Origin of the sequence: Marisediminicola sp. UYEF4 (assembly GCF_040546025.1) — a bacterium.
Lineage (GTDB): Bacteria > Actinomycetota > Actinomycetes > Actinomycetales > Microbacteriaceae > Marisediminicola.
Genome location: NZ_JBEPNA010000021.1, coordinates 1 through 23,291 on the forward strand (window position 1 = coordinate 1; position 23,291 = coordinate 23,291).

The following is a 23,291-nucleotide window of genomic DNA, read 5'->3' on the forward strand; positions in this document are numbered from 1 at the left end:
CACTGGAATGGACCTCACCCACCGGGCGGAAGTACATCACCGAACCCGCCACGATCATCCAGGCCGGAGTCAACGACAACCTCACACGCGCCCTCGACACGAGAACGCCTGCCGACGACGAGGAACCGCCACCATTCTAAGGCGGCGTGTGGGTTGCGCAGCGCGCCCTGGCGCGCGGGTCGAAACCACGGGGGCACAACCGGTCTCGACCCGACGCCACCCGAGCCGTGGCGCCCCTCCGGTACGATTGCCTCACACCCCCACACTCAGGCACCATTGAATAACTGACTCGGTGCCGCACATATCGAACCGGAGTTCCACGTGTCTGCAGCTATTCCCGACAAGCCAGCCCTCGAAGGCCTCGAGACCAAGTGGGGGGCTAGCTGGGAGTCCTCCGGCACCTACCGGTTCGATCGCGCTGCCGCTGTCGCCGCCGGCCGCGAAAGCGTCTATTCCATCGACACTCCCCCACCGACGGCGTCCGGTTCCCTGCACATCGGCCACGTGTTCAGTTACACCCACATGGACCTGGCTGCCCGTTACCAGCGCATGCGCGGCAAGCACATCTTCTATCCCATGGGCTGGGACGACAACGGCCTTCCGACTGAGCGCCGCGTGCAGAACTACTATGGCGTGCGCTGCGACCCGACCCTCGGCTACGCGGCTGGCTTCGTGCCGCCCCTCGAGGGCGGCGAGGGTGCCTCGTCAAAGGCCGCCGACCAACTTCCCATATCGCGCCGCAACTTCATCGAGCTCTGCGAGCGGCTGACCGTCGAGGACGAAAAGCAGTTCGAGGACGTCTGGCGCGCATTGGGCCTCTCGGTCGACTGGACCCAGACGTACCGCACCATCGGCGATCCCGCCCAGCGCGTGGCGCAGCGTGCGTTCCTGCGCAACCTCGCCCGCGGGGAGGCCTACCAGGCCGAGGCGCCGACGCTGTGGGACATCACCTTCCGCACCGCCGTCGCGCAGGCCGAGCTCGAAGACAAAGAACAGCCGGCGGCCTACCACCGCATCGGCTTCGCCAAGCCAGACGGCGAGCCGCTCTTCATCGAGACGACGCGCCCCGAGCTGCTCCCAGCGTGCGTCGCCCTCGTCGCACATCCGGATGACGAGCGATACCAGCACCTGTTCGGCACCACCGTGACGACGCCGCTGTTCGGCGTCGAGGTGCCCGTGCTCGCCCACCACCTCGCCCAGAAGGACAAGGGATCGGGCATCGCCATGATCTGCACCTTCGGCGACGTGACCGACGTGGTCTGGTGGCGCGAACTCGACCTGCCCAACCGCACGATCATCGGCGCCGACGGCCGCATCATCGCCGACGCCCCCGACGCCATCGTGTCGGATGCCGCGATCGCGGCCTTCTCGGAACTCGCAGGAAAGACCGTGTTCAGCGCCAAGAAGAGGGTCGTCGAACTGCTCCGCGAGAGCGGCGATCTGGTGGGCGACCCGAAGCCGATCACGCACTCCGTGAAGTTCTTCGAGAAGGGCGACAAGCCCCTCGAGATCATCTCGACGCTGCAGTGGTACATCTCCAACGGCGCCCGCGACCAGGAGCTCCGCACCAAGCTGATCTCGCGCGGCAAGGAGATCAACTTCACCCCCGAGCACATGCGCGTCCGCTATGAGAACTGGGTCGGCGGCCTCACCGGCGACTGGCTCATCTCCCGTCAGCGCTTCTTCGGCGTGCCGATCCCCGTCTGGTACGAACTCGACGCCGACGGCAACAAGGGTGCCGTGATTGTGCCGTCCGAGTCGTCGCTGCCCATCGACCCGTCCTCGGACACCGCACCGGGCTACGACGAGCGTCAGCGCGGCGAACCCGGCGGATTCGCCGGCGAGATCGACATTATGGACACCTGGGCGACCTCGTCGCTCACCCCGCAGATCGCCGGCGGTTGGGAGAGCGACCCCGAGCTGTTCGACCTCGTCTTCCCGTATTCACTGCGCAGCCAGGGGCAGGACATCATCCGCACCTGGCTGTTCTCGACCGTGCTGCGCGCCGAGCTCGAACACGGCGTTGTGCCGTGGAAGAACGCCGGCATCTCGGGATTCATCGTCGATCCCGACCGCAAGAAGATGTCGAAGTCGAAGGGCAACGTGGTGACCCCGGCCGCGATGCTCGAGACCCACGGGTCGGATGCCGTGCGCTACTGGGCTGCCTCAAGCCGGCTTGGAACGGATGCTGCGTTCGACCCGCAGAACCCGAAGCAGATCAAGATCGGACGTCGGCTCGCGATCAAGGTGCTCAACGCCGCGAAGTTCGTCTACTCCTTCCCTACCCCCGCGGCGTCGCTGGTTGAGCCTGTCGAAACCGCGGTGACGAACCCCCTCGACCTCGACCTGCTTGCCGAGCTCGGCCGCGTCGTCGAGACCGCGACGATCGCGCTCGACGGCTACGACCACGCGAAGGCGCTCGAGAGCACCGAGCAGCTCTTCTGGACCTTCTGCGATGACTACCTCGAACTCGTGAAGGAGCGCGCGTACGGCGCCGCGACGCCCGAGGAGCAGGCATCCGCCGTCACAACCCTCCGTACCGCCGTGGACGTGTTCCTGCGGCTATTCGCGCCGTTCATCCCGTTCGCGACCGAAGAGGTCTGGTCGTGGACCCACGAGGGCTCGGTGCACGCTGCGCAGTGGCCGACCCCGACGCTCGATCGCTCGCCGACCGGTCTGCTTGGCGTCGTCGGGACCGCGCTCATCGGCATCCGCCGCGCGAAGACCGATGCGAAGGCCTCGCAGAAGACCGAGGTGCTCTCGGCCATCGTCCATGCGCCGACCGAGCGGCTCGCACTGCTGCGCCTCGCCGCCGAGGATCTCAAGGCCGTCGGGCGCATCGCGGAGCTGCACTTCGTCGAGGGTCCCGAGATCGCCGTCACCGACGTGGTGCTCGCCGAGGCCCTCGTGGAGGCGACGGACTGATGGGCTGGGGTGCCGGCGTGGGGCTGCGGATCGTTGTCGCCCTCACGTCGGCGCTCGCCCTCGCCGGATGCGCCACCCCGGGATCGCCCGGCGGCGAGCCCGACCCCGGGCCGGCCAGCACAGCGCCAAGCACAGCGCCGAGCACAGCGCCGACAAGCACCGCTGAGCCCGTGCTGCGCCGCCCGCTCGTTCCAGTGAGCGCACGCGAGTTGCTCGAATACTGCCCTGCGGTCGATGCCGAGCACTTCGATGCCGACACTGCGGCGGTGCTCGACATCTATGTGTGCTCCGCGAGCGACATCCTGTCGACCGACGGCGAAGCCGGCGCCGGTGGCGACCGCACCACTGGCGATAGCGGCGCCGCCGCGCTGCCAGACGTGCAGCGGGCCAGTCGCGTCAGCGCGGGCGGGGCCGAGCTTCTCGCGGCCTACTCGGTGGCGAATGCGCCGGCCACCTCGGGCGCCTGCATCCAGCTCGCAGCCGATCCGTTCATTGTCTGGCTGAAAACAGCTGCCGGAATCACTCCGGTCTATGCCCCCGTCGACGAGTGCGGATTCCCCACTCCGGACGCTACAGAGGCGTTCAATGGCGTCGAGCTCGAAACCATCCTGGAGATCCGGGCGGACCCGGCAGACTAGGCCCATCACGTAAGGAGCACCATGCAACTCGGAACACGCTGGCCCGTCGGCGGAGAAGTCCCCGGCCGCGTCCCCGCCGCGGTCGTCTCAGCCGTGCGCGACATCGAGTCGGAGCTGACCGGCACTGACACGAGCCAGTGGCGCTGGACACTCACCTGGCTCGAGGGGCGGCCCATCGTCGACCTCGACGATGGCACGGTCATCCGCTACGACGACGTCAGCGACGTAGCCCTCGTGGCGAATCGCGACGACCCGGAGGACGACGACTAGGGCTTACTGCGCAAATTCCCTCTCGGGCATACTCGCACATCGCCGGCTTCTCAAGTCCTACCGGTTGAGCAAATTCTTCAGTTCTCTGGAGAGACGGTACCCGGCAGCGCGACGAGGGGACGACTCGATGAGAATCAGCATGGTCTCCGCTGCGCTGAGTCCTCTCGCCGCGCTCGACGGGATGAATGCGTGCGGCCGGAGCGTGCACCTCGCGGCGCTCGGGACCGCGCTTGCCCGACGCGGGCATCATGTCACCGTCTACACGAGGCTGGACGCCCCCGGGCTATCCGAACGCGTCGAAATCTCCCCGCGGTTTGAACTCGTGCGTCTCGCGGCGGGACCGACCGAGCACCTGTCAGAGGACGACGCGCTGCCGCACATGGCTCACCTCGCCGACGGGCTCGCCCAGGACTGGCTGCGCACCAAGCCCGACATCGTGCACAGCCAGTTCTGGATGTCGGGAGTCGCGGCCCTCGACGCGGCCCGCCGCACCGACGTGCCACGGGACATCCCTGTCGCCCAGTCCTTCCACGGACTCGGCCTCATCTCCAGGCGCAACGAGGGCACCGGCGACACGAGCCCGCCGGAACGTGAGTGGCTCGAGCCCTGGGTCGGCCGCAACGCGGACAGTGTCATCGCGACGTGCTCGGACGAGGCGTTCGAGCTCAAGTCCCTCGGCATACCCACTGGTGCAATCTCGGTCGTCCCCTGCGGAGTGGATCTCCGACGATTCGGCCCACACGGAGATTTCGAGGCGAAGCATCGGCCAGTGCGCCTGGTCACGGTGGGCCGGCTCGTGCCCCGCAACGGATTCGACCTCGTCATTCGCGCGTTCGCCCAGCTCGTCGGCGACGGAGTCGACGGCGAACTGGTCATCGTCGGTGCCGCGATCAACAACCCCGGTGGAGATTGCCACACCGTCGCGGCCGAGCTACGGACGCTCGCTCAGGATCTCGCGGTGGCGGACCGCGTCGACCTGCGCGGCCCCATGGCGCACGCCGCGATGCCCGCACTCCTTCGATCGGCCGACGCTGTCATCTGCACTCCCTGGTACGAGCCATCCGGGATCGTCGCCCTCGAGGCAATGGCGTGCGGCATCCCCGTGGTGGCCAGCGGGGTCGGCGGCCTCATCGACACCGTCATCGACGGAGTGACGGGAGTGCACGTGCCGCCACACGACCCGGAGGCCATTGCGACCGCGCTCGCCTGCCTGCTCTTCGACGACGCGCGGATGGCGAGGCTCGGAGAAGCGGGCTCGCTTCGGGTCGCCAAATGGTTCAGTTGGGAGCAGGTCGCGATCGACACCGAGCGGGCCTACCGCAAGACCGCCCGTCGAGCGAAGGAGAGGGTGATCGCGCGCGCATCGACGGGAGCGACGCACTGACCCAGCGGCGAGCCTAGGGTGGAGGGATGCCGCAACCCAACCCGTTCATCGCCCCGAGCGCCCTCCCCCACGGCCTCCCGCCGTTCGCCGAGATCGCGCCGGAGCATTTCCGTCCGGCCTTCGACGCCGGTTTCGCCGAGCAGCTCGCCGAGGTCGCCGCGATCAGCGCCGATCCGGCTGACCCGACGGTCGAGAACACGCTGCTTCCGCTCGAGCGAAGCGGACAGCTGCTCGAGCGGGTCGCGAACGTCTTCTACAACAAGAGCTCCGCCGACAACGACGACTTCGTCTCCGAGCTTGAAGAGGAGATCGCCCCGCGGATGGCGGCGCACTCCGACGCGATCCGCCTCGATCCGGCTCTCTACGCACGCGTCGCGGCCATCCGCGCCGCCATCCACACCGGCCTCGACACGGGCGCCACGCCCCTCGCCCCAGAGACCCGGTACCTCGTCGAGCGCTATTTCGCCGAGCTGACCCTCGCCGGCGCCGGTCTCGGGGAGACCGAGAAGCACGCCCTGCGTGACTACAACCGCGAGCTATCGACGCTCACCACGAGGTTCGAGAAGAACCTGCTCGCCGACACCAACGACCTTGCCGTCGTCATCGATGACGTCGCCGAGCTCGACGGCCTCGCGAGAGACGACATCTCGGCGGCCGCCACCGCAGCGGCCGAGCGCGGGCTCGATGGCAAGTACCTCATCACCCTCGTGCTGCCGACCGGGCATCCATACCTCTCCCAGCTCACCCGCCGCGATGTGCGCCAGCGCATCATGGAGGCGTCGCGGTCCCGCGGCATCCGAGGGGGCGACCACGACACCCGCGCCCTCGTGCTCGAGATCACCCGCATCCGGGCGAAGCGCGCCGCGCTGCTCGGCTTCGATTCGCACGCCGCCTACGTCACCGCCGACTCGACCGCACAGACTCCCGCGCGAGTGTTCGAGATGCTCGGCCGGCTCGCGCCGCCGGCAGCCAGGAATGCCAGGGCCGAGCAGGCGGAGCTGGCGGCTCTCGCCGGGCACGAGATCGAGGCGTGGGACTGGGCCTTCTACAGCGAGAAGGTGCGCGCGGCGAAGTACGACGTCGACACCGGGTCGATGCGCCCGTACTTCGAGACTGAGCGGGTGCTGCGCGACGGCATCTTCTTCGCGGCCGAGAAGCTCTACGGGGTGACCTTCACCGAGCGCGCCGACCTCGTCGGCTACCACCCGGAGGTGCGCGTGTTCGAGGTGCGCGGCGAGGACGGCTCGGAGATCGGGCTCTACCTGCTCGACCTGTACACGCGCGACTCGAAGCGGGGTGGAGCCTGGATGAACTCGCTCATCTCACAGTCGCGCCTGCTCGGTCATCCGACCGTGGTCGTCAACAATCTCAATGTGCCCAAACCCGCCGCCGGCACCCCGACGCTGCTGACCTACGACCTCGTGAACACGTTCTTCCACGAGTTCGGTCACGCGCTGCACGGCCTCTTCGCGCGGGTGACGTACCCGATGTTCGCCGGCACGAACGTGTACCGGGACTTCGTCGAGTTTCCCAGCCAGGTCAACGAGATGTGGATGCTGTGGCCCGAGGTACTCGAGAACTTCGCGGTGCACTACGAGACCGGCGAGCGGATGCCGCAGCAACTGGTCGAGAAGCTGCACGCGTCAGCGGCCTTCAACGAGGGTTTCGCAACCTCCGAGTATCTCGCCGCCGCCCTGCTCGACCAGGCTTGGCACGCCATCGGCCCCGACCAGGCCATCACCGACGTCGCCGCCTTTGAGCGGGACGCCCTCGCCAATGCCGGACTCGACAACCCGGCCGTGCCGACGCGCTACTCGACCACCTATTTCGCGCACACCTTCTCCGGCGGGTATGCGGCGGCGTACTACTCCTACATCTGGAGCGAGGTGCTCGATGCCGACGCCGTGGACTGGTTCACCGAGAACGGCGGACTAACCCGTGAGAACGGCGACAGGTTCCGCGACCGCCTGCTCGGTGTCGGCGGCTCGAAGGATCCTCTCGAGGCCTACCGGGACTTTCGTGGCCGGGATGCCGTGATCGAGCCGCTACTGAAGCGACGCGGCCTGAATTAGGACGCTCGCTGGTCGGGAGCCTCGGGTCCCTCGTCGAGAATGCCGACGAACCGGCTGCCGATCCCGTCGAACTCGCGGCGGACGTGCCCGTCGACGGGGTCCGGCAGGTCATGAATGGAGTGGTGCTCGCAGCTGATGAAGGTGAACTGCGGCCACCACTTCTTCGGCCTCACCGCTTCACCGAATCCGCACACGTTGCACTCGAGGCGAACCCAGACGGGTTTCTTGCCCGTGCGGTTCGCGCGCGATTGCGCGAGCCACGCCGGCGGGTCGCTCTCGATTGCGGTGAGTTCCTCCTCGGACACCCACGTGCCGAGGCCGTGACGCTGCGCCATCTCGATGGGAATATCCAGGCGCAGGGCAGCTTCTCGTCGCGAAATCATGTCGGTCAACGATAGGCGTTCGACGCGTCGGCGGCGAATCAGCAGCGGCTCACGCCGCGAGCTCCGTCAGGGTGCGCAGCCGAGATTCGAGGTCGGGGCCCTGCGGCACGACGATGGCCTCGTTCGCGCCCGTCGCCTCGACGAGGGCGCTCACCCGCGACCGCACGTGGTCGCGGGAGCCGACCGCCTGCTGGGCGTTGCGGTCCGCGGCGAACGCACGCTCGCCCTCGGTCCACGGATGCGCCTCCGCCTCGGCGAGCGTGGGCACGGCGCCGGGTCGGCCGCCCTGTCGCAGGCGCACCGCCCAGAGGTTGTTGGGCAGCGCGAGCCGGGCGGCATTGGCCGCGTCGTCGGCGACCACGGTCGCAACCGAGACCATAGCGAGGGGCTGCTCAAGCACCGCCGAGGGGGTGAACCGCTCCCGGTACAGCTCGAAGGCGCGGGGCGTCTCGGCGGTGCCGGCAAAGTGGTGGGCGAACACGAACGGAAGGCCCATGATGCCGGCGAGTTGCGCGCTGAAGCCGCTCGAGCCGAGCAGCCACATGAGAGGCGCGTCGCCGGCGCCCGGCACCGCAACGACAGTCGCACCGACGCCATTCTCCAACGGCGGGATGGTGCCGAAAAGTGCGAGAAGTTCCACGACCTGCTGCGGAAAATCGTCGGCCGTCTCGTTCGCGACGTTGCGGCGCAGCATCCTCGCGGTGAGCCCGTCCGTGCCGGGGGCCCGCCCGAGCCCAAGGTCGATGCGGTCGCCGTGCAGGGCGACGAGTGTGCCGAACTGTTCGGCAATCACCAGCGAGGAATGGTTGGGCAGCATCACGCCGCCAGATCCCACCCGGATGCGCGTCGTCGCCGCCGCGATCGCCCCAATGAGCACCGCGGGCGCGCTGCTCGCGACAGCGGCCATGCCGTGGTGCTCGGCGACCCAGAAACGGCGGTAGCCCAGCTCATCGGCCGCCTTCGCCGTCGTGATCGTCTGGGCAAGGGCCTCGGCGTTGGTCATTCCGGCGCGTACCGTGGCGAGGTCGAGAACGGAGAGCGGGATCTCGCTGAAAGAAGTCATCCTCATCGGGAACCGGCGAGGAGGCCCCGGCATTCCTCGATAAGCGATGCCGTCGGGCAATGTCGATGCGCGGGGCACTCGTCCGTGAACTCCTATGGTGTGGTGGACACCGGCTTGGGGCGGCGCCGGGTGCCCAGCCAGAGCATCGCGAGCCCGCCGACGACGAGTCCCCAGAAGGCCGATCCAATGCCCCCGATGACGATTCCCGAGGCGACCACGAGGAAGGTGATCGCCGCGACCGGCCGATGCTCCGGCGTCTCGAGTGCTGCGGTGACCGACGAGATGAAGGCGCCGATGAGGGCGAGACCCGCGACGGCCGTGATGAGGATGGGCGGCGACGCGGCGACGAGGGCGGTGGCGAGACCGGCGCCGAGGCCCAGGACGAGGTAGAACGCGCCCCCGGCGACGGCGGCAATCCACCTCCTCCCGTGTTCGGGGTGCGAGTCGGGCCCGGCCATGATGGCCGCGGTGAGCGCGGCGAGGTTGATGACGTGCCCGCCGAACAGGGCTCCACCCATCGAAACGACCCCGGAGCCGATAAGGATTGGTGCGGGACGCGGCGGCGGGAACCCGAGGGTTGAGAGCACGGCGAAGCCGGGCACGTTCTGCCCGGCCATCGTCACGACGAATAGCGGCAACCCGAGGCTCGCGATCACGAGCACGTCGAAGCTCGGCGGCACGAAGCTCAGCTGCGGCGCGACGACCCCGGCGCCGAGCCATCCGGTGCCAGCCGACAAGGCCACCACGATCGCGGTTACGACCATTGCGGCCGGCACCGCCCAGCGCGGAGCGACGCGGGAGAGAACGAGCCAGACGATCACGATCGGCAGGGCGAGCAGCGGCTCGGCGACCGAGGCCGTCACCGGGGCAATGCAGATGGGGAACAGGATTCCGGCGAGCATCGCGCTGGCGATCGGCCGAGGAATACGGGTGATGCCACGCCCGAGCGCAGGCCAGGCGCCCGTCACGGCGATGAGTGCCCCGCAGACGATGAACGCGCCGACCGCGGCCGAGAAGTCCCCGGTCGTCGCCTCTGCGGCCACGAGCAGCGCGGCTCCCGGCGTGGACCAGGCGAACGACAGCGGCATCCGGTAGCGCCACGACAGCACAATCGCCATGAGGCCCTGCGTCAGGCAGAGAATGAGTAGTCCTGACGCTGCCTGCTCTTCGGTTGCCCCGACCGCGCGCAGGCCCGCGATCACAATCGCGAACGAGCTGGCGAATCCGGTGATCGCGCCGATGAGACCGGCGGAGATGGGCTGGATGATGGGCGGATCCGGGAATTTGGTGCGGCTAAGCCGACTTCTCGGTGCGTTCCTCGCGCAGGATAATCGTCGGCGCGCCGTTCTCAACGACGGCGCTCTTGGTGACGATCACGCGCGCAACGTCGGAGGAGGACGGCACCTCGAACATGATCGGCCCGAGCACCTCCTCCATGATTGCGCGGAGCCCGCGGGCGCCGGTCTTGCGCAGCACCGCCAGGTCGGCAATCGCCTCGAGCGCGTCGTGCTCGAACTCGAGCTCGACGCCATCGATCTCGAACATTCGCTGGTACTGGCGCACGAGCGCGTTGCGCGGCTCGGTGAGGATCGCCATGAGAGCGACCTGATCGAGCTGGGTGACGGTCGTGACGACGGGGAGGCGGCCGATGAACTCGGGGATCAGCCCGAACTTGTGCAGGTCTTCCGGCAGCACCTCCCCGAACAGGTTCACATCGTCGCCCTTGCTGTGCAGCGGAGCGCCGAAGCCGATGCCCTTCTTGCCCGCGCGCGAGGAGATGATCTCCTCGAGGCCCGCGAAGGCGCCAGCGACAATGAACAGCACGTTGGTCGTGTCGACCTGGATGAACTCCTGGTGCGGATGCTTGCGGCCGCCCTGCGGCGGAACGGATGCGACGGTGCCCTCGAGGATCTTGAGGAGCGCCTGCTGAACACCCTCACCGGAGACGTCGCGGGTGATCGACGGGTTCTCGGCCTTGCGGGCGATCTTGTCGATCTCGTCGATGTAGATGATGCCGGTCTCGGCACGCTTGACGTCGTAGTCCGCGGCCTGGATGAGCTTGAGCAGAATATTCTCGACGTCTTCGCCGACGTAGCCGGCCTCGGTGAGGGCGGTCGCGTCGGCGACAGCGAACGGAACGTTGAGCCGCTTCGCGAGGGTCTGGGCGAGGTAGGTCTTGCCGCAGCCGGTCGGGCCGATCAGCAGGATGTTGCTCTTGGCGATCTCGACGTCGTCGATCACGGCGTCGGCGGAGGTGAGCGTGTTGCGTGCGCGGATGCGCTTGTAGTGGTTGTAGACGGCGACCGAGAGGGCCCGTTTGGCCGGCTCCTGCCCGATGACGTACTCCTCAAGGAAGTTGAAGATCTCCTTGGGCTTGGGCAGGTCGAACTCGCTCGACACCTCTTCGCCGGCCTCGGCCAGCCGTTCTTCGATGATCTCGTTGCACAATTCGACACACTCGTCGCAGATGTACACGCCTGGTCCTGCAATGAGCTGCTGGACCTGTTTCTGGCTCTTTCCACAGAAGGAACACTTGAGCAGATCCGCGCTCTCACCAATTCGAGCCATTGCCCCGTCTCCTCCTGATTCAGCCCCGCGCCATTGCGGGTTGCCATCACTAGTGCTACGCATCGAGCCTAACCCGTGTCGCCGACACCGGAATGCACGTTGCACGATTGAGTCGGCGCGCGCCGCGGTGCTGGTTCGCTCGTGGCCTGACCGATCGGGTTGCTCACGTAGCCTCGATACATGACTTACCCCCCTCCAAGCCCTGGCTTTCGACGACCCGAATCGGCACTGCCGGTGCTGATCGGCTGCGCGGTTCTACTCGGCTCCGTCTTCGCGGTCGCCGGCCCGGCGATGGCCCACAACACGCTCGTCGCTTCCACCCCCGAGGCCGGCTCGATCCTCTCCACCCTCCCGCCGGAGTTCTCGGTCACCACGAACGAGGACATGCTCGATACCGGCGACAGCGTGAGCGCGTTCCTGCTCCAGGTCGTCGGCGACGATGGGCTTTACTACGGCGACGGGTGCGTCTCGGTGGACGGCCCGACGATGAGCTCCGCCGCCGCACTGGGACCGGCCGGCGAGTACACGCTCGCCTGGCGCGCTGTCTCGATCGACAGCCACCCGATCGACGGCCAGTTCAGCTTCGAGTGGGATCCCGCCGACGGCGCCGAGGGCTCGGTTGGCTCCGCGACGCCGCCCGAGTGCGGCGTCGCGCCGGCACCGGCGGAGGAGCAGTCGGAGGGACAGCCTCAGGAGACCGCCCCCGCGGACGAAGCCACCACACCGGCATCCGCCGACCCAGAGCAGTCGTCCTCGACCGCGCCGAACTCGCTGCTCATCGTCGGTATCGCTGCGGCTGCCGCAGCCGCGATCGGCGGGATCCTGCTCGCGCTGCGACGGCGTCGCAACGCCTGAGTCACACGGCCAAGGCAGACACAAAAGACCCGCAGGCAATGCCTGCGGGTCTTTCTGTGTACGGGCTACTTGAGCAGCGCCGCGGGGATCTGCACGTTCTTGCGCGAGGTCAATACCTGGTCGATGAGTCCGTACTCGAGCGCGGCATCCGCACCGAGGATCTTGTCCCGGTCGATATCCTTGTTGACCTGCTCCGGGCTGCGGTTCGAGTGGAACGACAGCGTCGCCTCGAGCCAGGTGCGCATGCGGAGGATCTCCTGCGCCTGAATCTCGATGTCGGACGCCTGGCCGCGACCCGCGTCGCCCGTGGAGGGCTGGTGGATCAGAATGCGGGCGTTCGGCAGCGCGAGCCGCTTGCCCGGAGTTCCTGCGGCGAGCAGCACGGCTGCGGCGGAGGCCGCCTGGCCGAGGCACACCGTCTGGATCTGCGGACGAATGTACTGCATCGTGTCGTAGATGGCCGTCATCGCGGTGAAGGATCCACCGGGTGAGTTGATGTACATCACGATGTCGCGGTCGGGATCCTGGCTCTCGAGAACGAGCAGCTGGGCCATGACGTCGTCGGCCGAGGCGTCGTCCACCTGCACCCCGAGGAACACGATGCGGTCTTCGAAGAGCTTCGCGTACGGGTCTTGGCGCTTGTAGCCGTAGGCCGTGCGCTCCTCGAAGGTCGGGAGGATGTAGCGGGATTCGGCCATCGGGCCGGCGCTTCCGCCGTAGGAAGAGATGTCCATGATGTGTGCCTTAGTTCTTCGGGGTGTCAGTGGTGCGGGTGATGTGGTCGTTGTCCGAATCGGTCGAGACCGCTGCTTCGGTGACGGTTTCGTCGGTACCGCCGCCGCCGATGACCTCTGAGGCGTATTCGCGCAGGTGGTCGACAAAGCCGTAGGCGAGCGCCTCCTGGGCCGTGAACCAGTTGTCACGGTCGTTGTCGATGAGAATCTGCTCCACCGACTTGCCGACCTGCTCTGCGGTGAGCTCCGCCATGCGCTGCTTCATGTCGAGGATGACCTTGGCCTGGGTCTGGATGTCGGCCGAGGTGCCGCCGAATCCGCCCGACGGCTGGTGGAGCAGAACTCGCGCGTTGGGCGTGATGTACCGCTTGCCCTTCGTGCCAGACGAGAGCAGGAACTGGCCCATCGACGCCGCGAGTCCGATTCCGACGGTGACGATATCGTTCGGCACGAACTTCATCGTGTCGTAGATCGCCATACCCGCGGTGATCGAGCCTCCGGGAGAGTTGATGTAGAGGAAGATGTCTCGCTCGGAGTCCTCAGCCGCAAGCAGCAGGATCTTCGCGCAGATCTCATTGGCGTTGTCGTCGCGCACCTCTGACCCGAGCCAGATGATGCGGTCCTTGAGGAGTTGGTCGAAAATGCTGTTGACCAATGCCGGTTGGGCCATTGTTGCGCTCCATTTCAGTTTTCGCTTGGTTTCGAATCTATCGGCAAGCACCGACGCAATCGGGCGTGTTCGCCGTGGGCAGATAGCGACGGGTCACTCGGGGGCGAAGGTGGCGTCAAGGGCGGCCCGAAGGTCCGCGACGAGATCGTCCTGGTCTTCGATCCCGACCGAGAACCGGAGGTGCCCGTTGGTGCGGAACTCCTCCGGCCAGTGCGCGGCCCGGGGAGCGGAACTGCCGACGTGCACGATGAGCGACTCGTCGTGGCCGAGGGAGACGGCCGAGGTGATCACGCGCAGGTTCGAGACGAACCGGTCCTGGGTGGCGGAGTCCCCGGCCACGGCGAACGCGAGCATCCCGCCGAAGCCGCTAGGCATCGTGCGGCGCGCAAGCTCGTGCTGCGGATGCGAGGCGAGGCCAGGGTAGGCGACGAAGGCGACCCGGTCGTCGCCGTCGAGGAAGTCGGCCACCGCCTGCGCGTTCAGGCAGTGCTGACGGATGCGCAGCGGCAGGGTGACCGATCCGCGAGTGATGAGCCAGGCGTTGAACGGGCTGATCACTCCCCCGACATCCACCATGGCGTCGCTCTTGATCTGCCGGATGAGCTCGCGGGAGCCGATCACGGCGCCGCCCATCGCGTCGCCGTGGCCGTTGATGTACTTCGTGAGCGAGTGCACGACGAGGTCGGCGCCGAGGTCGAGCGGTCGCAGCAGCAGCGGCGAGGCGAAGGTCGAGTCCACGCTCAGCAGCGCCCCTGCCTCGTGCGCGATGAGCGCGAGCTGTTCGATGTCGGCGATGCGCGTCGTGGGATTCGCGGGAGTCTCGGCGTGCACGAGGCGGGTTGTCGGGCGGATGGCGGCGCGCACTGCATCCAGATCGCTCGTGTCGACGAGGGTCGCCTCGATGCCGTACTTCTCCGGCAGCAGCTCGGTGAACAGGCGGTGGGTCGCCTCATAGACGACGTCGGCCACGACGACGTGATCGCCGGACTTCAGGAAGGTGAAGAACACGGCGTGCAGCGCGGCGACCCCGCTTGCGAGGGCGACGGCATCCTCGCCATTGTCGAGCACGGCGAGCTTCTCCTGCAGGGCGAGCTGGTTGACGCCGCTGTTGCGCGTGTAGAGGGGTATGTCGGTGCCGGACCAGCTGATCTCGGACGGGTCGTCCGGCAGCGCGTAGGAGTTCGCGAGCACGAGGGGCGTGCGCACCGCCCCGGTTCCCGGGTCGATGGCGTTGCCAGCGTGCACGGCCTGGGTCAGGAGGCGCAGGCCCCGCGGATCGTGCTTGTCCGGGCGGGGCGTCGTCATCCCCCAACGCTAGAGCAGGGCATCCGCCAGACCGCGCAGGCGAAGTGAGTGGCTGTGGTGAGGCCCCTGCCGTGCACACAGCTCCGCGCCCCAGGGGCGCTGCTTGGGCTCGCCGCAGCATCCGCCGTCCAACGGCGTCGAGTGTGCCCGCTGGCGTCGAGTGTGCCTGTTCGAACGGGCACTTTCGGCGCGTTTGGGCACAGTCGGCACGAAGTGGCGCGTCGGCGGCGTCGAGTGTGCCCGCTGGCGTCGAGTGTGCCTGTTCGGGTGGGTGCTCTCAGCGCGGAACTCGCCGCCCAGGGGCGCGACATCGCCGGACCACAGCGGTTCGGGCGCCTGGCCCACTTCTGTTCACGTGTCCGGGGTAGGCGAGCGCAATGCTGGCGGCTACGCAGGGGCAGTGCAGCCGGCTGCCTGGGCTCGCCGCAGCATCCGCCGTCCAACGGCGTCGAGTGTGCCCGCTGGCGTCGAGTGTGCCCGTTCGAATGGGCACTTTCGGCGCGTTTGGGCACAGTGGGCACGAAGTGGCGCGTCGGCGGCGTCGAGTGTGCCCGCTGGCGTCGAGTGTGCCTGTTCGAACGGGCACTTTCGGCGCGTTTGGGCACAGTCGGCACGAAGTGGCGCGTCGGTTCGGGCGCCTGGCCCACGTCTGTTCACGTGTCAGGCGAATTTTCGGCAGGCACTGATGAAGCCCAGCGTCTCCGGGGGGCGCATTCTGCAGCATCCGAATTTCACCGGAGTTATGCGCGCACACGCCGCGAACCCGCCGGATTCAAGTGCAGCGCATGGACCGCGGGAACGGCGAAGGCCCGGCACTTGTGTGCCGGGCCGTCGTCGTCAGGTGATGCCGATCAGCTGTGGTTGTGACCCTCGTGGTCGTCGTGGTCATCCGCACCGGATGCCGCGTCGATGAAGTCGCTCGCAGCGCTGTCGTCGCCGTCGTCGCTCAGAGCCGAGGCGGTGAACGAGGAGATGTCCACAGCCTCGCCGTTTCCGTCGACGACGTTCGCGCGGCTGAGCACGATCGCGAGCGCCTTGGCACGCGCGACCTCGCCGATCATCCCGGGGATCTGGCCGTTCTGGTCGAGCACCTTGATGAACTCGCCCGGCTCCATGTTGTACTGGGCGGCGCCCTGCACGAGGTACTGGGTGAGCTCGTTCTGGCTGACCTTGACCTTCTCCTGCTCGGCGATCGAGTCGAGGAGGATCTGAGTGCGGAACGTCTTCTCGCTCGAGGTGGCAACCTCGGCACGGTGCTCGGCGTCTTCGAGGCGGTTCTCGTTCTCGAGGTGGCGGTGCACCTCGTCCTCGACGAGCTTCTCCGGAACGGGGATCTCGACGGATTCGAGCAGCTTGTCGACGACCTGGTCGCGCGCCTGCGCACCCTGGCCGAAGACCTTCGACTTGATGACCTGCTGCTCGATGTCTGCCTTCAGCTCGTCGATCGTGTCGAACTGGCTGGCGATCTGGGCGAAGTCGTCGTCGGCCGCGGGAAGTTCGCGCTCCTTGACCGCGAGGAGGTTGACCGTGATCTGCGCGGTCTGACCCTCGTTGTCGCCACCGAGCAGCTTGGACTCGAAGGTCGTGGTCTCGCCGGCACTGAGGGCGTCGAGCGCCTCGTCGATGCCGTCGATGAGGTCGCCTGAGCCGACCTCGTAGGAGATGGCGTTGGCGGTGTCGACCTCGGTGCCGTCGATGGACGCGACGAGGTCGATCTGGGCGAAGTCGCCGGTCTTGGCCGGGCGCTCGACCGTGACGAGGGTGCCGAAGCGGGCGAGCAGGTTCTGCAGCTCGGTCTCGACCTCGTCGGGCTCGACGGTCGCGGTGTCGACCGTGAGCTCGAGGCCGTCGATCGACGGGAGGGTGAACTCGGGGCGAACGTCGACCTCGACGACGATCACGAGGTCGCCAGAGAAGTCCTTGAGCTCCGGCAGGCCCGTAACGTCGGCCTCGGGGCGGCCGAGCGGACGGATCTTCTCCTCGGTGACGGCAAGGCGGTAGAACTTGTCGAGGCCGTCGCTGACCGCGTGGTTCAGCACTTCGCCGCGACCGACCCGCTGGTCGATGATGGGCGGCGGCACCTTGCCCTTACGGAACCCGGGAATGTTGATCGACTCCGCGAGGTGCGCGTAGGCGTGGTCGACGCTGGGCTTCAGCTCGTCCGGGGTAACTGCGATGGTGAGCTTCACCCGCGTGGGGCTCAGCTTTTCGACCGTGGTCTTCACGTGTGGCTCTCCTGTATTCGACGTACTGGGTGTGGGGGATTCTTGTCGGGGCGACAGGATTCGAACCTGCGGCCTCCCGCTCCCAAAGCGGGCGCTCTACCAAGCTGAGCTACGCCCCGGACATGATCGTGCGGCCAGAGGGGATCGGATCATGAGGCATCCGAAATTTTGGCCGTGGCAAGTCTAGCCGAGCGCCGACTGGCAGGGCGCCATGGGCGCCCCGTGACATGCATTAGAGTTGCAGAGTGCAATTCGGCCCGAGCCAGTCGGGCCGGTCGTGCGGGGATGTAGCTTAGTGGTAAAGCCTCAGTCTTCCAAACTGATGATGCGAGTTCGATTCTCGTCATCCCCTCCATCACATGCTTAGGTCAGAGGTGCTGGCGCTTGGGCATTCCGAGTTCGTTCAGCGGGTCCTGGTGCTCGGTGGGCCGCTCGTGCCCGACCGGGCAGTGCAGCACAGCGTTCGGCACGGTGTGGTCGATGCGGTGCTCCGACATCGGATGGCGGCACACCGGGCAGGTCGCTGCTGCAACCTGTTGCACGACCTCCTCGAACGGTCCGCTTGGCGGCGGTCCCAACGGACCCTCGAGTGACCGGTTGAGCCAGTCGATAAATCGCAGGTAGCGTCCGGCCTCACCCGGTTCGTGCGACTGTGAGCGTTTGCGCGAGCGTTCGGTGGTCTCATTCATGGCGACAGGGTACGCCCGGCAGTTCGCGAGCGGGAGGGTCCAAAGGCCGGGGCTTTCTCACCAACTGGAGGGAGCGAGCCGGAGCGGTCCGAGTGCACGAAGCCGATCCCCACGAGAATCAGCCCACCCCCGAGCAGCTGCAGCACCGTGAGGTTCTCGCCGAGCAGCATCCACGCCCAGAGTCCCGCCGCCGCGACCTCGAGCAGGCCGACGAACGACGCGAGCCTGGATCCCAGCATCCCGCCCGCCGTAATGCTCGTCGCGTAGGCCACGGCCGTGGAGACGACGCCGACAACGAGCATCGGCACCCACCACGGGGTGGCGCGGCCGAGCAGCGCCACCTCGTCGACGGAGGCGGTGAACGGCACCATCCCGAGCAGTCCGGCGACAGCCAGCAGCATGGGTGCGATCAGCAGGCCCGCGGAGGCCAGGGCGACCGGCGGCAGCCCCGCGCTCGGCCTCGCGGCGATCACGAAGTAGCCGGCACAGCAGACCATCGCTGTGACGGCCGCGGCGATCCCGAGCGGGTCGAGGGCGCCGGATCCGGATGGGGAGACGATCAGCAGCAGCCCCGCGAATGCCGCGACCGACCCGACGAGAACGACGATCGCCGGCCGTCGCCGCGTCATCGCCCACGCGAGAGCGACGAGCAGCAGCGGGGCCATGTACTCGATCAGGATGGCGGTGCCGACGGGGATCCGCTGCACCGCGGCGAAGTAGAACAGCTGGGTGCCCGCGACCCCGACGGTGGCCATCCCCAGGATGCGCCAGCGGCCCCGCCAGACGGATGCCCAGCGTCCGCGCAGTGTGAGGACGGCGAACGGCGCGAGGATCAGACCGCCGATGAGGGCGCGAACCGTGACCGCGGCGGCGGGGCTCCAGCCGCCCTCGAGGAGGGGCTTGATGAGGGCGCCCGACACCCCGAAGGATGCCGCGGCGACGAGCGCGAAAAGGAGTCCGGACGACAAGGGCTGACGGTTCACGCGCATCCCTCCGTCATGGTCTATATCTACTGTTGACACTGACATTAGAGTTGGAGCGAATAAGGAGTCAAATTGCATTTTGCCCCTGACACCGAGGTGCTCCTCGCGTTCAACGTGGCCCTCGCCAACACCGTCGCCTCCGCGTCGAGAAGCGGCGCCGATGAACTGGCCACGACCGAGCAACTCTTTGCCCTCGTGGGTGAGCACGGCTTCACCGGTCGCTTCGATCGCGACGCCGCCGAACTCGCCGAGGTGCGTGCCGCCCGGGCGGAACTGCGGCGCATTTGGGTGCTCGACCGCGACGCGATGGCGGGCGAGGTGAACGCACTGCTCCGCGACACGCAAACCCTCCCCCAGTTGGCTCGCCACGATGGATTCGACTGGCACCTGCACGCAACGGGGGCCGACGCCCCACTCGCCGACCGCATCTTGGCCGAAGCCGCGATCGCCCTCGTCGACGTCATCCGCGCGACCGCGACGGGCCGGCTGCGCCTGTGCGAGGCGGATGACTGCGAGGGCCTGTTCGCCGACCTCTCCCGCAACGGGTCGAGGCGCTACTGCAGCGTGCGCTGCGGCAACCGGATGAACATGGTCGCGCACCGCAGGCGGCAGAGCGGCGAGTAGCTCACGAGATGGAGCGGAGCCAGCCGGGACGCACGAACCCGCTCTCGTAGGCGAACACGGCGGCCTGCACCCGGCTGCTGGTCTGAGTCTTCAGGAGAACATTGCTGATATGGGTCTTCACCGTCGCCTCGCTCAGGAAGATCTCCTTCGCGATCGCCGCATTGCTCAGGCCACGCGCCACCGCATCAAGCATCTGACGCTCACGTTGGCTCAGGCTCTCCAGGAGGGCGCGCTGCTCGCGGGACTCTGAAGGCTCGGGAGCCTCCTGCCTCGCACCCTCGAGCTTGCCAGCCAGACGGTGTTCGAGCAGCGACCGGGTCATGGCCGGGTCGATGAGAGTGTCACCACGGCGAGCAGTGCGCACGGCCGCCGCGAGGAGGTCGGCCCCGGCATCCTTGAGAAGGAACCCGAACGCGCCGGCGCGAACGCTCGCGAGGAGGTACTCCTCGTCGTCGAAGGTCGTGATAATCACCACGGCACCCGCTGTGCCGTTCTCGATGATGCGCCTGGTGGCCTCGATGCCGTCGAGCTCCGGCATCCGAACGTCCATGAGGATCACGTCAGGGCGGTGAAGTTGCGCTTTCGCGATGGCTTCAATGCCGTCGCGTGCATCGTCGACCACGACTATGTCCGCTTCGGCGTCGAGCATCATACGCAGCCCGGCCCGAATCACGGACTGATCGTCGACGACCAGCACCCGGATCGGGGCGTCGTCGTCGCTCATTCCGCGCCTCCTGCGCCGAGCGGAAGGACCGCCTCGACAACCCACCCGCGGCCGGCGCCCTTACCCGCGACGAGGGTTCCGCCGAGCGCCTCCGCCCGCTCCCGCATCCCGCGCACGCCCTCGCCGCCGTCAACTCGCGCGGACTCGCCGACAGGCAGCAGCCGCTCGGCCGGCGCACCGTCGTCCTCGATGCGAAGCTCGAGTCGATCGTCGACGGTGCGCACTCCGACGCGCACGCGGGTCGCCGTGGAATGCAGCAGCACGTTGGACAACGCCTCCTGGGAGATGCGGAGGACGGCGAACTCCTGCATCGTGGTGAGCGGGGTGTCGACCGCGAGGCTGGTCTCGATCGCCAGGCCCGTCTCGCGAACATGCGCGACCACCTCGTTGAGTGACGCCGGAAAGGCCATCGGGGTGAGGGCTGAGGGGCGGCCATCCGTTCGCAGTACTTTGACTACCTTTCGCATGGCGATGAGCGCATGCTGTCCGCTCGTCGCAATCCACGCCACCGTGTCCCTGAGCTCGTTCGCGGCCGCGAGCTCCCCGGGCCTGAGGGTCGATATGCGCACGGCGGCCTGGGCGCGAACCACGATCGCGCTCACGTGGTGGGCGACGACGTCGTGGATCTCGCGAGCGATGGCGGTGCGCTCCTCGGTCGCGATCCGCGCCCGGTCCGCCTCTCGCAGGCGCAGGAGCTCGTCGTTTCGTTGACGGAGGGCCTCCACGATCACGCGCTGCACCTTGGCAGACCGTCCCAGGAGCAGCGCCGCGACGACGGGAACGCCGGAGAGGATTCGACTTGACGGGTCGAGCCTGACGATTGACTCGATGTAGTAACCCGGATCGAGGTCTGAGTTAGGGAGGAAGGGGAGCAGGGCCGCGACAGTGAACACGAGTATCAGCGGAGCGGCAACCGCCAGACGGAGGCCCGCGCTCGTGGAGAGGTAGGCGGCGATCACAAATGGGATCGCCCGCATCTCCGGCACGTCGAACGACCAGGCCGGGTTGGTCGTGAGCAGACCGACAACGACGATTCCGATGACGGGACGGATGCGGGAAAGGGCGAAGGCGGCGGCGCCGATCAGACCGATGCTGATGTAGCCATCGAGCTCGACCGGGTACCAGCCGAGGCCGCGGGCGAGGAGGATCGTGCCGAGCCAGATCGCCAGGAAGACAACGGCGTAGCAGAGGTCTCGCTTCAGGGACGGCGCCGCGATGAACGCCGCCCAGCGAACGCTGGGGGCGAGACCACCCCCGACCCGGGACGGACGGAGGATCTGGGGTACGAGCACTGACACGCCCTAACAGTCGATTCCGGAGTTCACAGCCCACGGCATGCCGATGTTCTGAATGATCCCATTCTGCGTGTACGCGCCGACCCCGACGGGGAAGACAATGTCGGGCCAGGCGCGGTCGAGGATGATCTGTGCCTCCGCGGTGAACCCCTCGACCAGTCCCTCGTCGAGCGTGGCAATGAACCCCGTGATGTCGTCTCCGACCTTCTCCCCATTCGGCCCCTCAATCGACACGGGGTCACCTGTCGTGCCGCTGGGAAGCTCCCCACCGAAGACGCGAGCGTCGTAATCGCCGATGGCGTCTACGTCGCGGTCGATTATTCGTAGCACATCCCCCCAGGCGTGCTCGGTGGCCGCGCCGGAACATTCGGCAGCGGCAAGATTGGTCGTCGTGGGATCACCGAGCACGGCACTGAGTCCGGTGATGGTCGCCTCGACATCGGTGGCGGCGAGCCTGGCGACCTCATCGCCGTCGGCAATGAGCACGAAGGCGTCCGCCGCGACCGCGATCGTGTCGACGTCGGCATACGCCGTCTCGCTCACGGGAGCGGGATCGACGGGAGCCGGGCCTGCCGCGGTGGTCGCCGCACAGGAGGTGAGGGACAGCGCAAAGAGAACGGCGATCGGTGTGAGAGTTTTTTGCATGACTCGAAGTTATCCATCAGCGCCGCGCGCGTCGTCATCCATTCGACTGAAACTCGTCAGCTCGGAACGGGCACTTTGGGCGAGGACGGAACGGTGGCGCGTCACTTGACTGGTGGGCATGAACTCCACTCGGAACACCCAATCCCGCTCGTTCGTCGACCCCGCCGCGATCTACGGATCAACAACCGCGGCCACGATCTGGATCAATGTCGACATCGACGTCGACTTCCCCCTCGCCGCCGGCCCCGACACGCTGCTCCGCTGACGGCAGCGTGCGCGCGATGACCTCGAGCTCCTCGGCGCGTGACAGTCCGGACCGTCGCTCGCGGTCCAGGCCGCGCGCGCGTTCGTCGTCGAGAGACCGCGCCAGAGTCTCCCGGAGGCATCTGGTGGAGCCGCCGGCAGCCAGGAATGCGTCGGTGTTCCGTTGCGCGAAGCCGACGTCTGCCGCGGGAAGCCAGAGTGGGAGAGAGCGAGGGCCGGACCAGTACCGCACATCGTTGGTGATGAGCCAGTCGTCGGCAGCGGTCACCGTCCGTGCCGTGCGGCCGGCTACCTCGGCCGCGGCGGAGAGGACCTCGACGAGCGGCCGCGCGGGTCCGACCGCGTTGAAGGTGCCCGACTGGCCGCGCCGCCCGGCCGCGATGAGCCAGGCAGCGAGATCGTCGACGTCGATGAACTGAACCATGCGGTTGCCGGTATCGGGCACAAGCACGGCACCGTCGCCGGCCAGAGCGAAGCGGCCGACCCAATAACCGAACCGATCGCTGCCGTCGCCCGGGCCCGCGATCAGGCCGGCCCGCGCGATCAGCAGCCGATCGCCGACGGCCGACGTCGAGGCCCGCTCCGCGGCGACCTTGGCATGGCCGTAGTCGTCGAGATCGAGCGGCTCGTGCAGGGCGGCCGACTCACCAGCATCCGCCTCTCCATTGCTCGCATAGACCGACACGGACGACACGAGAGTCCAATGCCGGGCCGTCGCGCCCAGCGCGTCGAGCGCCGCCGTAACGAACCCGTGGTTGTAGGAGAGCTCGATAACGTCGTCCCACTCGCCATCCAGCACGCCCGAGTACGCTCCGGGCCGGGACCGATCGGATCGCACGAGGCGAGCCCCGGCCGGCACCCGCCGCGCCTCGCCTCGCGCCAGACAGGTCACGTCGTCGCCCGCGCCCACGGCGTGTGCCGCGATCGCGCGGCCAAGCCAGGCGGTGCCGCCGAGGATCAGGACTTTGCGCATGG

The 23,291-nt window shown here is 67.7% G+C and carries 21 protein-coding genes and 2 tRNA genes; 8 read left to right on the plus strand and 15 right to left on the minus strand.

The window, feature by feature from the left end; all coding sequences use genetic code 11:
• Positions 1-321: 321 nt before the first annotated feature.
• The 5 genes from valS to ABIB15_RS13900 all read left to right on the plus strand — a co-directional run bounded on the left by valS (position 322) and on the right by ABIB15_RS13900 (position 7,289).
• The gene (gene valS / locus ABIB15_RS13880; RefSeq protein ID WP_354479823.1) at positions 322-2,925 is read left to right on the plus strand and encodes a valine--tRNA ligase; all 2,604 of its coding nucleotides are present in this window, start codon (positions 322-324) and stop codon (positions 2,923-2,925) included.
• Complete coding sequence (locus ABIB15_RS13885) at positions 2,925-3,563, plus strand: hypothetical protein (protein WP_354479826.1); 639 nt, start codon at positions 2,925-2,927, stop codon at positions 3,561-3,563. The genes valS and ABIB15_RS13885 overlap by 1 nt, the downstream gene beginning before the upstream one ends.
• Positions 3,564-3,584: 21 nt before the next feature.
• Complete coding sequence (locus ABIB15_RS13890; RefSeq protein ID WP_354479829.1) at positions 3,585-3,833, plus strand: hypothetical protein; 249 nt, start codon at positions 3,585-3,587, stop codon at positions 3,831-3,833.
• Positions 3,834-3,960: 127 nt separating this feature from the next.
• On the plus strand, positions 3,961-5,217 hold the full coding sequence (locus ABIB15_RS13895; protein ID WP_354479832.1) for a glycosyltransferase: 1,257 nt from the start codon (positions 3,961-3,963) through the stop codon (positions 5,215-5,217).
• Between the two features lie 26 nt (positions 5,218-5,243).
• Positions 5,244-7,289, plus strand: a complete 2,046-nt coding sequence (locus ABIB15_RS13900) for a M3 family metallopeptidase (RefSeq protein ID WP_354479835.1) — start codon at positions 5,244-5,246, stop codon at positions 7,287-7,289.
• On the opposite strand, the gene ABIB15_RS13905 is transcribed toward ABIB15_RS13900, so the two are convergent.
• The 4 genes from ABIB15_RS13905 to clpX all read right to left on the minus strand — a co-directional run bounded on the left by ABIB15_RS13905 (position 7,286) and on the right by clpX (position 11,303).
• A complete protein-coding gene (locus ABIB15_RS13905; RefSeq protein WP_354479838.1) occupies positions 7,286-7,672 on the minus strand; it encodes a hypothetical protein in 387 nt (128 codons plus the stop codon). The two genes, ABIB15_RS13900 and ABIB15_RS13905, sit on opposite strands and share 4 nt — an antisense overlap.
• A gap of 49 nt (positions 7,673-7,721) precedes the next feature.
• Positions 7,722-8,735: an LLM class flavin-dependent oxidoreductase gene (locus ABIB15_RS13910; RefSeq protein ID WP_354479841.1), complete on the minus strand. Its 1,014-nt coding sequence runs from the start codon at positions 8,733-8,735 to the stop codon at positions 7,722-7,724.
• 92 nt (positions 8,736-8,827) lie between these two features.
• Positions 8,828-10,003 (minus strand): benzoate/H(+) symporter BenE family transporter, encoded by a 1,176-nt coding sequence (locus ABIB15_RS13915; protein WP_354479890.1) that lies wholly within the window; start codon positions 10,001-10,003, stop codon positions 8,828-8,830.
• A 25-nt stretch (positions 10,004-10,028) separates the two neighbouring features.
• Entirely contained in the window at positions 10,029-11,303 is a 1,275-nt protein-coding gene (gene clpX, locus ABIB15_RS13920; RefSeq protein ID WP_354479844.1) for an ATP-dependent Clp protease ATP-binding subunit ClpX, read from the minus strand.
• Between the two features lie 180 nt (positions 11,304-11,483).
• Between clpX and ABIB15_RS13925 the strand changes: the two genes are divergently transcribed.
• Complete coding sequence (locus ABIB15_RS13925) at positions 11,484-12,158, plus strand: copper resistance CopC family protein (protein ID WP_354479847.1); 675 nt, start codon at positions 11,484-11,486, stop codon at positions 12,156-12,158.
• Positions 12,159-12,223: 65 nt separating this feature from the next.
• Here the strand turns inward: ABIB15_RS13925 and ABIB15_RS13930 are convergent, their stop codons facing one another.
• The 5 genes from ABIB15_RS13930 to ABIB15_RS13950 all read right to left on the minus strand — a co-directional run bounded on the left by ABIB15_RS13930 (position 12,224) and on the right by ABIB15_RS13950 (position 17,211).
• Positions 12,224-12,892, minus strand: a complete 669-nt coding sequence (locus ABIB15_RS13930; protein ID WP_354479848.1) for an ATP-dependent Clp protease proteolytic subunit — start codon at positions 12,890-12,892, stop codon at positions 12,224-12,226.
• A 10-nt stretch (positions 12,893-12,902) separates the two neighbouring features.
• Positions 12,903-13,562 carry an ATP-dependent Clp protease proteolytic subunit gene (locus ABIB15_RS13935; RefSeq protein WP_354479851.1) on the minus strand — a complete coding sequence of 220 codons (660 nt, stop codon included), beginning with the start codon at positions 13,560-13,562 and terminating at the stop codon, positions 12,903-12,905.
• Positions 13,563-13,655: 93 nt separating this feature from the next.
• Positions 13,656-14,867, minus strand: a complete 1,212-nt coding sequence (locus ABIB15_RS13940; protein ID WP_354479854.1) for a trans-sulfuration enzyme family protein — start codon at positions 14,865-14,867, stop codon at positions 13,656-13,658.
• An 851-nt stretch (positions 14,868-15,718) separates the two neighbouring features.
• Positions 15,719-17,092 carry a trigger factor gene (gene tig, locus ABIB15_RS13945; RefSeq protein WP_354479856.1) on the minus strand — a complete coding sequence of 458 codons (1,374 nt, stop codon included), beginning with the start codon at positions 17,090-17,092 and terminating at the stop codon, positions 15,719-15,721.
• Between the two features lie 45 nt (positions 17,093-17,137).
• Positions 17,138-17,211 (minus strand) — tRNA-Pro (locus tag ABIB15_RS13950).
• Positions 17,212-17,373: 162 nt separating this feature from the next.
• Between ABIB15_RS13950 and ABIB15_RS13955 the strand changes: the two genes are divergently transcribed.
• Positions 17,374-17,447 (plus strand) — tRNA-Gly (locus ABIB15_RS13955).
• Between the two features lie 13 nt (positions 17,448-17,460).
• Here the strand turns inward: ABIB15_RS13955 and ABIB15_RS13960 are convergent.
• Together ABIB15_RS13960 and ABIB15_RS13965 are read right to left on the minus strand one after the other, a co-directional pair.
• Positions 17,461-17,781 carry a hypothetical protein gene (locus ABIB15_RS13960; protein WP_354479859.1) on the minus strand — a complete coding sequence of 107 codons (321 nt, stop codon included), beginning with the start codon at positions 17,779-17,781 and terminating at the stop codon, positions 17,461-17,463.
• Entirely contained in the window at positions 17,778-18,764 is a 987-nt protein-coding gene (locus tag ABIB15_RS13965; RefSeq protein ID WP_354479861.1) for an EamA family transporter, read from the minus strand. The genes ABIB15_RS13960 and ABIB15_RS13965 overlap by 4 nt, the downstream gene beginning before the upstream one ends.
• A 72-nt stretch (positions 18,765-18,836) precedes the next feature.
• On the opposite strand from ABIB15_RS13965, the gene ABIB15_RS13970 reads away from it, so the two are divergent.
• Positions 18,837-19,388: a CGNR zinc finger domain-containing protein gene (locus ABIB15_RS13970; protein ID WP_354479864.1), complete on the plus strand. Its 552-nt coding sequence runs from the start codon at positions 18,837-18,839 to the stop codon at positions 19,386-19,388.
• 1 nt (position 19,389) lies between these two features.
• On the opposite strand, the gene ABIB15_RS13975 is transcribed toward ABIB15_RS13970, so the two are convergent.
• The 4 genes from ABIB15_RS13975 to ABIB15_RS13990 form a co-directional block, all read right to left on the minus strand.
• Positions 19,390-20,112, minus strand: a complete 723-nt coding sequence (locus ABIB15_RS13975) for a response regulator (protein ID WP_354479867.1) — start codon at positions 20,110-20,112, stop codon at positions 19,390-19,392.
• Positions 20,109-21,410, minus strand: coding sequence for a sensor histidine kinase (locus tag ABIB15_RS13980; protein ID WP_354479870.1), 1,302 nt, complete (start codon positions 21,408-21,410; stop codon positions 20,109-20,111). Before ABIB15_RS13980 ends, ABIB15_RS13975 begins: the two co-directional genes overlap by 4 nt.
• 3 nt (positions 21,411-21,413) lie before the next feature.
• Positions 21,414-22,052, minus strand: coding sequence for a hypothetical protein (locus ABIB15_RS13985; RefSeq protein WP_354479873.1), 639 nt, complete (start codon positions 22,050-22,052; stop codon positions 21,414-21,416).
• A gap of 178 nt (positions 22,053-22,230) precedes the next feature.
• A complete protein-coding gene (locus ABIB15_RS13990; protein WP_354479876.1) occupies positions 22,231-23,289 on the minus strand; it encodes an NAD-dependent epimerase/dehydratase family protein in 1,059 nt (352 codons plus the stop codon).
• Between the last annotated feature and the right edge of the window lie 2 nt (positions 23,290-23,291).